A 16147-nucleotide genomic window follows, 5' to 3' on the forward strand; every position below is an offset into this window, starting at 1 on the left:
ATAGATATTTGTCATAAATAATCATATTTAATAAATCATAATTTTGTGACTATAATCATTATCTGTGCTTAATCACACGTACCTTATAAACTTCCTTAATACCTTCTAATGCTGATATTAAACCTTCTTGATCCTTTCCTTGCAAATCATCAACGTCAATAACCGTATACGCAACCTTTTCTTTGGCAGCATTCGCCATATTTTCGATATTAATTTCTCGATTGGCAATTTGGGTACTTATTTGTCCAACCATGTTTGGAACATTTTGGTGAATTACGGTCACTCGATACGCTGTTTCAAATGGTACTTGCATATTTGGTAAATTCACACAGTGTGTTGTGTCGCCTTCTTCAAGGTAATTCATGACAGTATTAGCGCCCTGGACGGCTCCATTTGTTTCTGCTTCTAGCGTTGAACCACCGATGTGTGGCGTGATGGTAATTTTTTCTTGGTCGGCAATGATTGGTTCGCCAAAGTCTGTACAATAGTGACTGATTTTTTGACTGCGAATGGCTTTAACGGCTGCTTTATTGTCGACAATCCCAATTCTTGAATAGTTGAACAGTACGGCGCCATCTTTCATCTCGGTAATTTCTTTCGTTCCTAATAATCCAATCGTTTCATTATTCTTGGGTACGTGGATGGTGACAAAATCAGCATTCTTCACAGCATTTTTGATTGAGTCCACTCGTTTAACCCGATTGTTGATTCTCCATGCGGCATTGGCCGATAAATATGGATCATAACCAATAACTTTCATACCTAAAGCTAAAGCGGCATTGGCAACTAATGAACCCACATTTCCTAAACCGATGACAGCTAAGCGTTTACCTGCCAATTCAGTCCCATTGAATTTAGTCTTATCTTTTTCAGTTCGTTGAGAAACGTCGGCTTCAGTATGTTCGTCTGAATAATTATGGGCTTCAAAAAGATTTCTAGCTGTGGCAATCATTAATGAAACAACTAATTCTTTAACAGCGTTGGCATTGCTTCCGGGAGTGTTAAAAACTGCTATTCCTTGAGCTGTTGCTCGACCTAGTGGCACATTGTTAACACCGGCTCCAGCACGAACAATGGTCTTCAAGCTTTCTGGTAATTCGGCTTGTAGTAGATTAACTGAACGAATTAAATATGCATCTGGTTCATCTGTTTGGTTAATTTCAAAATCATCGGTAAAAGTATCTAAACCGGCTTGTGCGATTGCGTTAAAAGTTTTTACTTCATACATTAGTGGAGCCCCCTGTAATCTTTTTCAAATTTAGTTAGAAAGTCGACCAATTTTTCGACTCCTTCATATGGCATTGCATTGTACAAACTGGCACGCATACCACCAACAGAACGATGTCCTTTAATATTAACTAGACCATTGTCAGCTGCTTGAGCAACTAATCGCTGGTCAATTTCTGGATTGCCTGTAACAAATACGACATTGGTTAATGAACGGTCGGCTTTGAAAACTGGTGCTGTGAATAGGTCTGAGTTATCTAGGAAATCATATAATAGTCCTGATTTTTGACGGTTGCGTCGTTCCATTTCAGCAATTCCACCTTGATCTTTTAACCATTGAAGAACTAGACCAGCTGCGTAAATTGCAAAAACTGGTGGCGTATTAAACATTGATTCCTTTTTAGCAAATAATTGATAATCCACCATACTTGGCAAATCTTTAACCTTACCAATTAAATCATTTCTAACGATAACTACCGTTAATCCGGCAATACCCAAGTTCTTTTGAGCGCCCGCCATGATGGCACCAAACTTTTTAACATCATATGCTTGACCCATGAAATTAGATGACATATCTCCCACTAATTCGGTCATACCAGTTTCAGGCAAATTCGTATAGGCGGTACCTTCAATCGTATTGTTAGTGGTGATGTGCAAATAATCGTAAGTATCAGCTGGCAAACTTTCCAAAACCGGTAATTTCGTATAATGATCAGCTTTAGTTGAATCTAAAACATCGACTTTAACCCCGACTCTTTTGGCCTCGTCACCAGCTCGATCAGCCCAATGACCGCTGTCTAACAAAGCAATTTTATGATATTTATTGGCTAAATTAAGTGGTGCGGCAGTAAATTGTAATGTACAGCCACCTTGGAAAAACAAAATTTGATAATTATCAGGAATTTTTAATAAATCACGCATATCTTGTTGTGCCTTTTGAAAAACATCTTCAAACAGAGCGGAACGATGAGAAATTTCCATAATGCTCATGCCTGAATCGTTGTATGAAGGTAAATCGGCCTTAATTTGTTGAATAACTTCGGCTGGCATTGTTGCGGGACCAGCTGCAAAATTGTAAATTGTCATATCTATTCCACTCCTTGAATTTTAAAATTAGATAAAAAAATCCCCACAGATTAGAGTCTGCGAGGAGTCAAATTTTCTAAGAATTAAGCGACCTCACAGATGTAATTGTTTTACATACATGAGGTTTGTTTACTAAGCGCGCTAGTTAATAAGCCTACATGTATTGTGTGTAGACTTGGAGGAGACTGTTAAAATGTTAAGATTTAATGTTCTCATATTAAAATACCTCCAATTAACTTAAAATTACTTTAACATTTATATTTTAATTGTCAACTGGATATTGTACAATTTTTTGCATACAATTAGTTTCTGGCCGTCTCCAGGGATTAGAACATTCGCCTGCTATGCGGACCGGTCCGAGCCACAGTACGGTCTCGAACCTCGGTTTGAAGCCTTACCACAGACCGGTAAGTCTCCAAACACGCCCGGTGGTGTAATGGCTGAAGCCATAACGCCACACCCACAGCTGGTGAATATTCTAATCCCTTCCGACTAATTTATTACATCTTTATTTTGATGATAAAAAATAAAAAAACAACAAAGGAGCCTTTCTATGACTGAATTTTACTTTATTAGACACGGACAAACCACCGCTAATGTGATGAAAATGAAACAAGGTACCATTAACACGGAAATGACTTATTTAAACGACAACGGTCAAAAGCAAGCTCATAACTTGGCTGATAATTTTGATATTAGCTTTGCTGATCGAATTATCTGTAGTCCGTTGGAACGTACTAAACAAACTGCTGCTATTTTGAATGAAAAAGCGCAACTGCCGATTTCTTACGACAAACGTTTGATTGAGATCTCTTACGGCGAATGGGACGGTCATCAAAATGCTGAGCTTCGCAAACTTCATCCTGATGCCTACAATGATTATCTCAACGACGTGCTCCCTATTTATGTTAAATACGCTCCCAGTGGTGAAACTTTTGAGGATGTCATCAAACGAGTACATGAATTCATTATGGATGCCATGCAAAAATATCCAGATGACAAAATTATTTGTGTGACACATGGTTTCACAGTTAAGGCCGTTGCCTTAGATATTCTAAAGCCACAAGATCCCATGACTTTGCCCGAACCAAGAAATACCAGTGTTACCAAAGTAATCGCCTTACCTAAAACTAATGAATTTTATCTAGAATATTACAACCAAGCCTTCAACTAAAAAAAACTCACAACCATTTCTGGATTGTGAGTTTTTTTTACTGAATACTGAAGTTTTAATTTGATTATTCATCCACTAAAAACTAATTAGTTGGAAGAACTGAGAGTCTTCATCAGCTCTAGAAACGGAACTTTACTTAAATACTCGTACTCCAAATGATGGTCTGAAACTTGAAGAAATACGGTCGATTTTAACATTGGTACCTGGACGTAAAGCGTTCAAATATTGATTATTGCCCAAGTATAATGCCACATGATAACTGGCACCCGATGGACCCCAGAATACTAAGTCGCCACGTTGCAATTGATTAATTGAAACTTTGGTACCTGCTGTTTCCTGTGGGACTGTCCATGAACCGATATTTTGACCGGTTGCTTGTCTGAAGACATATTGCATCAAACCTGAGCAGTCAAAACCAGCTGGTCCCTTGGCATTCCAAATGTAAGGTTTGCCCAATTGTTGTTTAGCTGCAGAAACTACAGCGTCGATAGTTTGTTGCTTAGTTTTACCATTCAAAGCTACTGGTGAACGATAATTTGTCATTTCTGTCACAACTGTTGAAGGAATCCAACCGCCATTGCTCAACTCATACCAGATAACATTGCCTGTTTGTTCAGTTGAAGCCACTTGTAGCAACGTTCCAGCTGCAGATGATTCTTTTACACCAGACTTATAATTGCTGTCATTATAAACAGACGCTTTCTGATTTACTTTAACGACTGCAAAATTTGGATCCCAGTTTTGAGCTGCACTAGTATCAAAAACCTGGTTCGTAATCTTGGTATAAGTTCCTTCAATCCATTGATTATTGCCAAGCATATACCAAGCATCCCCATTGGCATCAATAACTTTCTGGGAAAAGTTCCATTCTGAGCCATTGGTTAATTTTTGGCCGCTAGCGACTTTATGTGTTCCATAACCAGTCCACAAATTGATACCACTTGCTGGAGCATAACTGATTTTGGCAACTCCAGAATTATTAATGAAATTTGAAGTTGAAGCATCATCACTGTTGATCCAACCATCGGCATTAACTTGATACCAAGTTTTACCGTTAGCATTATCGACTTTGCTATACTGCCAAGCGCTATGTGCAGCTAGTTTGGTGCCAGTTGCCTTGTAATTACCTGCATCGTAGCCGTACATTAATGCACCATTTGAACCCGTTCTAACAATTCCATTTTCGGTCTTACCATGTTGAACTGAAACATCACTAGTTTTGACAAATTCGTGTGTTGCTACGCGATAAAAGCTACCTTGATCACCAATTTGAATCTGTTGGTCATAGACCCAAGCAGTTTTTGGAGCTAATGCACGGTCTTTAACAAGTTTTCCTTGTTCATTGTAAAGAAATGTCATTTTAGTAGTGTTGACAATCCCTTTGCTAGCAGCCTTTACATTCAACTGGCTACTATTTAATATCAAGCCACCAGTCATCCCTGCTGCTATCAAAAAGGCTGTTATAACTTTTTTGGACATTATTCGTTCTCCCCTTAACATATCATTAGAATCCTTAATCCCATATTTTACTTAATCAGGTTAGCACCAATTTACAAGCCATTCAATTAAATTATATGAATATAATTGTTTAAGACTAATGATTCTGGATCAATGTTATTAACTCGCAACACTAACATCATAAAAATTCAAAAAAAGATAAGTTTTCCTCAAGGGATTACTTATCTTTTTTAGTTGAATTATAAATATAATATCTAGTATCTCCAAGTAGGATGTGGATTATCACCACTAACCAACGTAATTCTCTGGTGAACAAATTTATGTTGCTCCACTATATCAATTACCGCCTTAGAAAAGTCAGCATAACTGATGTAATCATGTTTTCCATCATTAGGATCATGTGAACTGGGAACTTTTATTTCTTCCCCTTCAACTTGATAATTACCAGTCTTTTGACCATTTGGATCAAAGTTAAATGTTGGTGTGACATATGTCCAATTCACATCATCATATGTTCTGAGAATCTTTAATCCTTCAGCATGTGCGTTGCAAACGTCTTGCATGTAATCCGGATAATATAACGGTAATTCCTGCAAAGTATGCCGATGCTTTTTATCAATAAAGAGCGTATTGGCACCACCAATTTTCAAATAATGAATTGTTGTTCCGGCAATCATTTGCGTGATATGTTCCAATCCATTGTAATGAACCGCTTCAGTTCCAGCAGTCCAAGCACCAACGGCATCTACTATTGCATCAACATTTGAAATATCAGCTTTTGTTAAATCCATCATATCTTTTATAACAATATTATTAGTTGATTCATGTTTATGCATTCGATGTGCGATGCCCACAACATCATGTCCTCGACGAACTGCCTCTCGCATAATTAGTTTACCTGCATGTCCGTATGCTCCGATAACCATAATTCTCAACTTATCACTCTTTTCTGTTCACCAAATATTTTAATAAAAACTAGGCTTTGAACCATCTGTGTTAGGTTTATTAATTCCAATCGATTGTTTAATTACTTGATCTGAATCTAACAACAATGAACTAATATATGATGCAACACTTATTCTAGATACTTCCGTTCCTTTAAATTGTTGGCCCTTTTGTGTTAATTCATAACTGATTGTGTCTTCATCTGAAAACCAAGCGGGACGGATGATCGTATAATCAAGCTTACTTTGTTCAACAGCTTTGGCACCGGCCGCATAAGCAGTCAACGTATCACCTAACATCATTTGATTCCATTGACCATATTTACCAGGAACTTCTCCATAAATACCATTTGCTGAAATCCAGACAATTCGTTTAACTTTGGCTTCGTTCATTGCCTTTACAACGGACTGACCTTGCTTACCAAGATTGGCACCATAGAGATTGGCATAAACAACATCCTGTCCTTTAATTGCTTGCACCAAAGTGCCGTAATCTTTGACAACATCCCCCACGACAATCTTGACACGACTATCATTTCTAATATCATCAGCGATTCGCTCTGGATGACGTGCTAATAAAGTCATTTCAACCTCATTGTTATCAATTAAAATTTTCTCGACTAATGTTGCAATTGAGCCTGATGCTCCCAAAATAATAATTTTTTTCATAATGATTTCCTCCTAAAAATTAAGAAACTTTATTACTAACACGCCAAAAAACATAATTACTAAACCAAAAGTTTTTGAACGCGTAATTTTATTAATGTTAGATTCAAATGAACCAAAATGTTCAATTAAAGCACTGATAACTAACTGTCCAAATAATGCTAGAACGACAACTTGACCAGTTCCCAATACTGGAACCAACCATGAACTGCAAAGGACGTAAAGTGCTCCGATAAAACCACCGACCCAGATCCACCAGTAATGTATTCCGGCATGCAGTGCCAATTTAAGATTGCTGACTTTTGTTTTTAACACTAAGTTCATGATTATTAAGCAAAGTAATCCCACTGTAAAAGAAATCAAGGATGCATGAACTGGTGATTTTAAAATTGTTCCCAGATGACCATTAATAGCTGTTTGAACTGCCATCATCATTCCTGCTAAAACCGCAAATATTTGATATAGCGGATTAATATGTTTCTTCTTAAGATCTTTTTCAACTTTATTGAAAATGCCTAAGGACAATATCACACCTAAAACAACCAATACTAAACCACCAACTCGAGTGACATTTATTCTATTAACCGGTGAGTGAAACCAACCAAATTGATCAATTAAAACACTCATCACTATCTGTCCCATAATTGGCAACACGGTAGTTTGTAAACTGCCGATTTTTTGAAATAAAACAACATTTCCCGTCAATGCAATGGCTCCGAATAGTCCACCTAACCATACCCACAGCGGCTGCGCTGAAAACATTTTTCCATCTAATAAAATACTTTGCTTAGTAACGAGGCTCAAAACTAATAGGAACAACCAAGCTACTAAAAATGAAAATCCTGATGATAAATACGGAGATGCTACGAAACCTCGTAATTTAGAATTAACTGCTGTTTGAATTGCCAACCCGGCTCCCATGGCTACGGGTAAAAGTAAAATTAACATTTGAAGACGTCCTTTTAAATTATTTTTAATAGTAAATAAGAAATCACTAATTCTTCGGTTTGTTTAGTAATATGTAAATTCAAAACAGCCTTATTTTTATGACCATCCATATCAACCGCGAAACCTTTTATTTGAACCTCACTACAACCAACTTTTGAAATAATCTGTAAACCATCAAAACATAAATCTTCATTTTGAATCTGATCAATGAATTCAAGTTTTGATAACTTCTGATGATTATTTAAATTAACTTCAACTTGTTCAGAAATCATTTCATCTAATACACAAATATCTTTTTTTGATAATGCGGCAACGAATTGGTTACTAAGTTCATCAAGCAATTTATCTGCTGAATTCATTTTTAAATTCCTCCATGTTTCTCTCTCAATCAACAAATGTAATCTTAGTTTTTTTCCAAACTACTTCCAATTTCCATTTGCGATACATTCAATCGGAAATCTAGATAGTTGATTATACGCATGGTGCTAGTTGATGATTTATTGCGAGTATTACATAGTCTAAATAGCTTGAATATTAATACATTTGTATACCTTTACATTCAATTATTGATGATTAATTAGTCGGAAGAACTGGGAAATATTTGTGTGCCGTGGTAGTGGTATAAGTACGGGAGAATCCTCCTGTACTTATACCACCGGGCGTGTTTGGAGACTTGACGAACTGTGTCAAGGCTTCAAAACCGAGGTTCGAGACCGCACTTTGGCTCGGGCCGTTCCGCACAGCTAGTGAATATTTTCCAGTTCTGTAGACGGAATATTTAACTAACACCATGGGTATGATTATGAATTTTTAGGTATAAAAAAATGAGTTGTACCACGCTTAAAGTTAATTAAGTGTGATACAACTCATTTTTGATAAATTTAATTAAATTGTGATTTTAAAATTTGGGCAAATGTTTCAATATAATACCCAGAATTACTTTTCTTCCAATATGCAAAGTATCGTTGGTTTAAGTCACGGCCATTATCAACTAACTTCACAACTCGGTTGATTTCTTGATCAACCAATCCCGCCGTGCGACTGTTAACCACAATAAACCCTTGTCCGGAAGCTGCCAACATCTGGGCTTCGCCAAACGTTGCGGCACTTCTAAACGGACTCTTAATTCCTAAAATATTTCGATAATATTCTTGTTCAGAAGCAAACTCATCTGCTCCTACAACTAAGATACAAGGTGTATCCTTCAATTCTTGCGTATCAATGACATCATGATCGACAAACTTATCCGGTGACATGACTACCATATAATCGGTGTCTGTTAAATATAGATTCTCGTAGACGTTGGAAAAAGCATGTCTTTGGTCTGAGAAATTCAAATCAATTTTAGAATCTCTGATTAAATCAAATAAGTCACTGTACGAACCACTGTGGATTTTAACTCTCACTTGCGGATATTCTTTAGAAAACTGTGCTACAGCACGTAAAAATTCTTTCGATCCGAATTTTCTTAAGTAGCCAATCCTTAAAACATATTCCTCAGTATCTTCTTTTTCAATCGTTCTTGTATCTTCGACTAATTTATCAACTTGGTCCAAGATGCTTTGGCACTCTTGATAAAAATGATTGCCAGCCTTGGTAATCTCGAAACTTCTACCCTTACGTTTGACCAATTCAACTCCTAGAGTATTAGAAAGATCTTTTATCTGCTGTGAAATGGAAGACTGTGCAATATTGCATTCTGCTGCCGCTTTGGTAAAGCTATGATTCTGAACAACTGCTACAAAATAACGCATCTGCTGTAACATTTTACCAACTCCTCAAAACCATTCTAGCCCATATGTTGCAACAAAACTTTAACAAAATCAGCTAATTCATTTTCTTCAGCTTCAGTAAAACGGTTCAATGATGGTGAATCAATATCTAAGACGCCAATTTTTTTATCACCCTTGGTAATTGGCACAACAATTTCGGAATTGCTGGCACTGTCACAGGCAATGTGTCCAGGAAATTCATGGACGTTAGCTACACGATGGATTTGTTGGTCGGCAAAAGCTGTTCCAACAACACCATTACCGCTCTTGATATGCATACAGGCAACTTTACCTTGAAATGGTCCTAAGTCCAATTCATCAGTTTCTTCGTTGTACAAATAAAAACCTGACCAATTCAAATCCTCATAGGTATCGTTGATCAAAGCACTGGCATTAGCCAAGTTAGCAATCAAATTATTTTCTTGATACAGTAATGCATCCAACTGTTTGTTCATTAATGAAATTTTCGTCTCTTCCATGAAAATCCTCCTTAAAGTTATATTTTCTCACAAACTAAGGTTTTTTAATCCCATTTTGCCTGATAAAGTACCTTGAAATGACACCACGTAAATCAAATTGAGCAATTAAAGTTGCCATAATTATTAAACTGCCACCAACTATCAGGTGTTGTGTGAGGGGTTCCACATGGAATATGACAGATACTAAACTAGCAAATAATGATTCGGTCATCAAAACTAAACCGGCTGTAACCGTATCGGTATACTTTTGACTCATCACTTGAAGAACCTGAGCCGCAAATGTTGCAACTACTCCTAAGTAGATTACCGGTCCGATGGCTGCTGTCCAGTTAATCTGGGATAACTTTCCATAATCAAACGTAAAAGCATACAGAACCCCACAAATAGCTTGGATAAAGCCTAATTGAAAGGCAATTACCTGTGATCTAGCATTATGCGTCGCATAGCCATAGTACGTCATCTGAAATGCATAAAAAATGGCACTCAATACAGTTAAGAAATCGCCCATGTGAAATTCAAATCCAGTCGAAATAATCCCAGTCAAAAAGACCATACCTAAGACACACATTAAAATCGACAAATAAATTTTCAAAGGTGGCACTTTCTTGAAAATCAACCAAGCAATAAATGGCAATAAAATCACATAAATTGACGTTATAAACGAACTATTGCTCGGCGTCGTATACTTCAATCCACTGGACTGCAACTGTACGACCACAAAATTGAAAATTGCACAAACGGCTCCAATCTTAAACTCTTTCCAAGTCATCGTATTAATAATTTTTCGAAAAAATATGTAGACCAATATTGCTGAAATCAATCCCCGCAAGGTGTTAATGACTGACGGCGGCATTTTCGCAGCAATCGCCATTTTGATAAATGTATAACTTGTTCCCCACATGAATGCAACCAATAAAAGGTTTCGATTGGCTCTAGATTGCACCATAAAACCACCTGTTTCACTATATAATTCTAATTATATTAACCTTTATTTTTGGTGGATGCAATAGACTGCCGTCTCCAGAGCTGGGAAATATTCTCAAGCTGTGCGGAACGGCCCGAGCCAAAATGCGGTCTCGAACCTCGGCACACAAATATTTCCCAGCTCTTCCGACTAATTAATCGTTATTAGTTGAATACAAAAAGTGTTTAAACAATTTTAAACTATGAAATATTTGTAATTGGTTATCAACTAGCACCATGCGTAGATTGATTTTATAATCATTTTGTATAACAGTGAAAATATGACTTTATTCTAACTTTAAGCCAGCTGATTTAAGCGCTTGGTCAACGACCCACATAACATCTTCACTGTGTTGCAATCTCGTCGCAACTTCTTTTAAGTCATTATTTTGAATAATCTTTTCAAACTCAACAAATTCTTGATACATTCTGTGTGGATAAATATTGTGATCTACTTGTTCCAATAAATTCTTATCTTTATCGTAAACGTCAAACGAGCGCATCTCATTAGTTGGTCCATTCACAACAATTGAACCTTTATTACCTTGGACAACTGTTTTTCGAATTGGCGAAACGGAATCTTTAGCACCGATTGCCACTGCTTTTGAGTTGCCATAATCGAGCATCAGAATACCTGACGTATCTATATTACGTTCAATATTTGGCAAATATGATATTTTTTCTGGTCGTCCTAATAATCCGACAATAAAGTGAATATTATAAATATTCAAATCCATCAATGCTCCACCACCCTTTTTAGGGTCGAATGCTGGTAAAATCTTCCCCGCTTCAAACGCATCATAACGTGATGAATATTGGGAATAGTTACTCTCAATTAATTTTAAATCACCTAACTCTGGTAATTTTTCTTTCAAATCAACGTAATTTTGTAAGTATTGATTGGTAATTGCTTCGAGTAAAACTAAATGATTCTTCATTGCAATCTCTTTTAAATCTATAAATTCAGCTAATTTTACGGTAAATGGTTTTTCAGAGATTACATTTTTGCCATTCTCCAAAGCTTTTTTAGCAAATTGATAATGCAGAAAATTTGGGACAGCCACATAAACGGTGTCGAAATCACTTTCCGCCAAAGCCGTATCAAAGTCCGTATAAACCGCTCCAATATGATATTCAGATTTCAACTGGTCCAAGATATCAATACTGCGAGTTGTTCCAATAATGGCTGTTAATTCCGTATTTTTTAAATCCTTCGTGATTGTTAAAAAGTCATGTACAATATTTCCTGATCCGATAATCGCTAATTTCATCATTAACCACTCCTTATGCTTTGTTCATCCCTATTAAAACACGGTAAAATGATATAAATAGCTTAATAGACGTATTGGTAATATTGTTCCAGAAATTCTAGTAATATATTTTTATAACTTGGAATATTTTTTCATATTTAACAATGGAGGTATCAGGATGACCATTATTTCTCAATTAACAAAAGCTGACAAATTCAACGGTTCGGAAAAGCAATTGGCGGATTATATTCTCAAAAATAAGGAATCTGTCATCAATCATTCCATTCAATCCCTGGCGACATCCACTTTTTCTTCAACTTCAACCATCGTTAGACTTTGCCGAAAAATTGGTCTCAAAGGATATAAGGATTTCAAAATCAAATTATCAGCTGAGCTGCAACAACACTACAACGATATTTCTGCCGTTAATCCTGATTTTCCATTTACCGAAGATGATTCCAATAAAGAAATTGCCCAAAAATTATTAGAATTAATGCAAACCTCGCTAAAACAAACGAGTGAATTATTGACAAATGATTTGTTGGAACACGCCGTTCGCGACATCTTTCAATCACGAAAACTAGGTATTTTTGCTTATGGCGATACTTATATCTCAGCCTTAAGTTTCCAAAATAAGTTAATGAAAATTAATCTAAATGCCAACTTGCCTAGTCTGACTGAAGAAAGCAAATTCATGGCAGCCAACTACACCAAAAATGATTGTGCAATCTTAATTTCATACAGTGGACAAAGCAAGAATACTTACCAACTTGCGCAGATACTTCGTCTAAATGGTGTCAAAATCATCGCTATTACATCTGACAAAGACTCTAAGATTGCTAAATTAAGTGATATTGTTTTGCCAGTGACTAATACTGAAAGTAAAACGGTTAAAATTTCACCTTTTGCTTCACAAGTTGGCATCGAATATGTTTTAAATACCCTTTATTCCTGTCTATTCGTTGCCAACTACGATGAAAATCAAAGCCATCGCTTAGCTTCAGAAAAATTATTTGCTGATTCTAGATTCACTGAGTAAAATTTGGTGCCTTTATCAAACGAAACAACATCTGCCGGTGTTATGATTTAATTAATAATAATGATTAAAAAAGGAAGTTATAATATATGAATATTTCCATATTAAAGAATGTCACTAAGACTACCAATAAAATGGCGCTCAGCCTTTCTGTAGACAACAAGGTCAACGTTAAAATCGTTAACTTTGTTTGGCTAGAAGATCAACCGGACACACTCTACTTTTCATCAGTCAAAGGTGCAGCTGGAACGCTTGAATATGACCAAGCTCAAAGTGTTGCTTTCATCAGCATCCCTAACAGCGACATGATTGGCAATCCCTATATTCGTTCACAAAATGTCACGATTGAACATTCAGACAAGACAATGGCAGACTTGTTACCAAAATATTTAGACTCAGTTCCTAACTATCAAAAAGTTTGGGATATGATTGGTCCCAAACTTCAAGTCTTCGAATTAAAACTCAAAGATGTTTACGTTGATCCAGGCCTTGGTCGTGAAAAATTAACTGTGCAATTTAACTAACTAAAACTGAGGAACTTTTCATGCAAAATACTACTGAATCCATTTTGATTAATGCTTTAAATACGCTTTTACAAACTAAGCCAATCGACAAAATCACTGTGAAAGATATCGTCAATGAATGTCAATTGACGCGTCAAACTTTCTATAATCATTTTTCTGATATTTATGAATTAGTCGAATTTTCAGCTCGACAAAATGCCGATAATATCCTTGGTAATGTGGCTGATTACGACAACTGGCACAAGGGTTTCTATGATATTATGATTGCCCTACGCGACAGTGGCAACATTACTAAAAATGTTTACAAATCAGAATATCGTGATTTAATGGAACGATATATTTATAAAGTTATTTATGGATATATTATTAAAGTCGTTGAAAAACAAGCCGCTGGTATGTCTGTTGATCAAAAACACAAGGATTTCATCGCCCACTTTTATAGTCTGGCCTTTATTGCCTTGATTTTGGAGTGGATCATGGATGGTATGAAGGATGACCCTCAAGAAATTGTCGAGCAAACTGGTGTCCTAGTCCAAGGCGATTTTAAGAAAGCATTGAACAAATATGCCGAATAATCATCAACTTTACAAAAAAAACGAAGTGTAAATCAAATTTACATTTCGTTTTTTTTGTAAATTGTCTCAACACTCACTTTATTTTATTGTTGGACTTGTAAGTAAGAGCTAACAATGAAAGAAGGTATTTATGATGAATATTTATAAAACAATGTATCATCCTCATAAAGCAGCTGGCGTTGATGGTCGTAAGGCCAACATTGTCGGTGGTGGTATCGCTGGTTTAGCAACAGCAGCATTCTTAATTGATGACGCTAAAATGCCTGGAGATAACATTACTATCTATGAAAAGAAACCTGTTATGGGTGGTTCCATGGACGGTACTAAAGGCAATGAGGGATACCTTTGCCGAGCTGAACGTGAACTAGAACCTTACATGGAATGTCTCTGGTATCTTTGCAGTAAAATTCCTTCACTCGAAAATGAAGGTAGAACCGTTCTTGATGATGTAGTTGATTTCAACCGTGATGATCCAATTCACAGTGAGGCTCGTGTTATCGTCAACCAAGGTGAAATTGATGGACAGTATCACAATTACAAGCTTCCTCAAAAATATGTTACTGCCATGGCTAAAGTTGTCGCTTCTTCAGAAAAAGATTTAGCTAACAAACGTATCGATGAATTCTTTGACGAAGACTTTTTCAAGACTAACTTCTGGGTTTGTTTCCACAGTCAATTAGCTTTCAAACACTATCACAGTGCTATCGAATGTCGTCGTTATTGGCAAAGATTTACTTTCATCAACCGTCACGAATACCTCGAAGGATTCATTCACACTAAATATAACGAATATGACGCAATTATTCTTCCTATCGAGAGATGGCTAATCGACCATGGCGTTCACTTTGTTAACAACTTTACCGTTTATGATTTAACACTTGATGAAAAGAACGATACCGTTCAAGAAATCCTAGCTCACCATAATGATGAAGATGTCGCAATTCCCGTCAGCAGCAAGGACTTAGTCTTTGTTACAAGTGGTTCAATCAGTGAAAATAGTACATTTGGGGACAACGACACTGTTGCTGTAACTAACACTGATACAGAACACATGGGTACTTTCACTATTTGGAAAAACTTAGCTAAGAAAGATGATAAATTCGGTCACCCAGATAAATTCTTGGGACAAATTGACAAGACTAAGTGGATCTCATTCTTCCCTACTGTTAAGGATTATCCAGAATTCTTCAGACGTATCGAAGAGTTATCCGGTAGCAAAGCTGGTACTGGTGGTTTGATGACATTCAGAGATTCAAATTGGGATATGTCATTCGAAATTCACCACAAGCCATTCTTCCCATATCAAGCTGACGATGAAGAAGTTGGTTGGGGCTATGGACTTTATGGTGAAAACGTCGGTAACTACATCAAGAAACGTATGTGGGATTGTACCGGCGATGAAATCATGACTGAACTCCTCTATCACTTGGGAATGCTTGACATTAAAGATGAAGTTTTGAAGCACACATACATGTCAACAGCCATGATGCCTTATGTAACAAGTCAATTTATGCCACGCGAACTCGGCGATCGTCCAAAGGTTGTTCCTGACGGCTGCACTAACCTAGCTTTCTTAGGACAATTTGTTGAAGTTGATGATGATGTTGTCTTCACAGTTGAAACTTCAGTTAGAACAGGTTTGGAAAGTGTCTACGAACTATTGAACATTGATAAAGATGTCATCGAAGTTAACCCTTCACGTTACGATATCCGTTATCTATTAGAACGTGTTAAGAGATTCAATGGTATCAAGGGTGAAATCAAAGCCAGTGACCTTCCAGCAGTTACACCTGAAGCATTGCCAACAATTCAAAAGATGTTGTTAGATTACGTAAACAACGTACCACCTTATTATCAAATGTACTTAGGACGCGATAAGACTATTCCATTGAAAGAATCAGTTTTGCACCCTAAGGCTCCACATAGTAAATAATTAGCCAAATAAACCACTGTAATTTCCAATTTGGAGATACAGTGGTTTTTTATTTCTCAATTGTTGACACGGTGTCACTAAATGGTTATACTTTGTTCATGTTAAAAAGTGA

General features: G+C 36.5%; 16 protein-coding genes. 5 read left to right on the forward strand and 11 right to left on the reverse strand.

The genetic code is table 11. The features are described 5' to 3' along the window. Window positions 1–58: 58 nt before the first annotated feature. Together JP39_RS06730 and serC are read right to left on the reverse strand one after the other, a co-directional pair. Window positions 59–1228, reverse strand: a complete 1170-nt coding sequence (locus JP39_RS06730; RefSeq protein WP_041499682.1) for a phosphoglycerate dehydrogenase — start codon at window positions 1226–1228, stop codon at window positions 59–61. Beyond that, entirely contained in the window at window positions 1228–2313 is a 1086-nt protein-coding gene (gene serC / locus JP39_RS06735; RefSeq protein WP_041499680.1) for a 3-phosphoserine/phosphohydroxythreonine transaminase, read from the reverse strand. The genes JP39_RS06730 and serC overlap by 1 nt, the downstream gene beginning before the upstream one ends. A 553-nt stretch (window positions 2314–2866) precedes the next feature. On the opposite strand from serC, the gene JP39_RS06740 reads away from it, so the two are divergent. Next, window positions 2867–3487 (forward strand): histidine phosphatase family protein, encoded by a 621-nt coding sequence (locus tag JP39_RS06740; RefSeq protein WP_041499678.1) that lies wholly within the window; start codon window positions 2867–2869, stop codon window positions 3485–3487. 132 nt (window positions 3488–3619) lie between these two features. On the opposite strand, the gene JP39_RS06745 is transcribed toward JP39_RS06740, so the two are convergent. The 9 genes from JP39_RS06745 to JP39_RS06785 form a co-directional block, all read right to left on the reverse strand. Then, window positions 3620–4966, reverse strand: coding sequence for a C40 family peptidase (locus tag JP39_RS06745; protein ID WP_041499677.1), 1347 nt, complete (start codon window positions 4964–4966; stop codon window positions 3620–3622). Window positions 4967–5199: 233 nt separating this feature from the next. Then, on the reverse strand, window positions 5200–5871 hold the full coding sequence (locus JP39_RS06750) for an NAD(P)-dependent oxidoreductase (protein ID WP_245626367.1): 672 nt from the start codon (window positions 5869–5871) through the stop codon (window positions 5200–5202). A 39-nt stretch (window positions 5872–5910) separates the two neighbouring features. Continuing rightward, a complete protein-coding gene (locus JP39_RS06755; protein WP_041499674.1) occupies window positions 5911–6558 on the reverse strand; it encodes an NAD(P)H-binding protein in 648 nt (215 codons plus the stop codon). A 12-nt stretch (window positions 6559–6570) separates the two neighbouring features. Continuing rightward, the gene (locus JP39_RS06760; RefSeq protein WP_041499672.1) at window positions 6571–7503 is read right to left on the reverse strand and encodes a DMT family transporter; all 933 of its coding nucleotides are present in this window, start codon (window positions 7501–7503) and stop codon (window positions 6571–6573) included. 14 nt (window positions 7504–7517) lie between these two features. Continuing rightward, window positions 7518–7862, reverse strand: a complete 345-nt coding sequence (locus tag JP39_RS06765; RefSeq protein ID WP_041499671.1) for a hypothetical protein — start codon at window positions 7860–7862, stop codon at window positions 7518–7520. A gap of 522 nt (window positions 7863–8384) precedes the next feature. Next, window positions 8385–9269, reverse strand: coding sequence for a LysR family transcriptional regulator (locus JP39_RS06770; protein WP_041499669.1), 885 nt, complete (start codon window positions 9267–9269; stop codon window positions 8385–8387). Window positions 9270–9292: 23 nt separating this feature from the next. Beyond that, complete coding sequence (locus JP39_RS06775; RefSeq protein ID WP_041499668.1) at window positions 9293–9754, reverse strand: GAF domain-containing protein; 462 nt, start codon at window positions 9752–9754, stop codon at window positions 9293–9295. Window positions 9755–9788: 34 nt separating this feature from the next. Next, window positions 9789–10700 carry a DMT family transporter gene (locus JP39_RS06780; RefSeq protein ID WP_041499667.1) on the reverse strand — a complete coding sequence of 304 codons (912 nt, stop codon included), beginning with the start codon at window positions 10698–10700 and terminating at the stop codon, window positions 9789–9791. 304 nt (window positions 10701–11004) lie between these two features. Further along, the gene (locus JP39_RS06785; protein ID WP_041499665.1) at window positions 11005–11988 is read right to left on the reverse strand and encodes a Gfo/Idh/MocA family protein; all 984 of its coding nucleotides are present in this window, start codon (window positions 11986–11988) and stop codon (window positions 11005–11007) included. A gap of 157 nt (window positions 11989–12145) precedes the next feature. On the opposite strand from JP39_RS06785, the gene JP39_RS06790 reads away from it, so the two are divergent. The 4 genes from JP39_RS06790 to JP39_RS06805 all read left to right on the forward strand — a co-directional run bounded on the left by JP39_RS06790 (window position 12146) and on the right by JP39_RS06805 (window position 16035). Continuing rightward, window positions 12146–13006, forward strand: a complete 861-nt coding sequence (locus JP39_RS06790; RefSeq protein ID WP_048698869.1) for a MurR/RpiR family transcriptional regulator — start codon at window positions 12146–12148, stop codon at window positions 13004–13006. A gap of 86 nt (window positions 13007–13092) precedes the next feature. Beyond that, entirely contained in the window at window positions 13093–13527 is a 435-nt protein-coding gene (locus JP39_RS06795; protein WP_041499663.1) for a hypothetical protein, read from the forward strand. 20 nt (window positions 13528–13547) lie between these two features. Beyond that, a complete protein-coding gene (locus tag JP39_RS06800) occupies window positions 13548–14102 on the forward strand; it encodes a TetR/AcrR family transcriptional regulator (protein ID WP_041499661.1) in 555 nt (184 codons plus the stop codon). Between the two features lie 130 nt (window positions 14103–14232). Next, entirely contained in the window at window positions 14233–16035 is a 1803-nt protein-coding gene (locus JP39_RS06805) for an oleate hydratase (protein WP_245626318.1), read from the forward strand. Window positions 16036–16147: the final 112 nt, after the last annotated feature.

Source organism: Companilactobacillus heilongjiangensis, from assembly GCF_000831645.3.
Classification (GTDB): domain Bacteria; phylum Bacillota; class Bacilli; order Lactobacillales; family Lactobacillaceae; genus Companilactobacillus; species Companilactobacillus heilongjiangensis.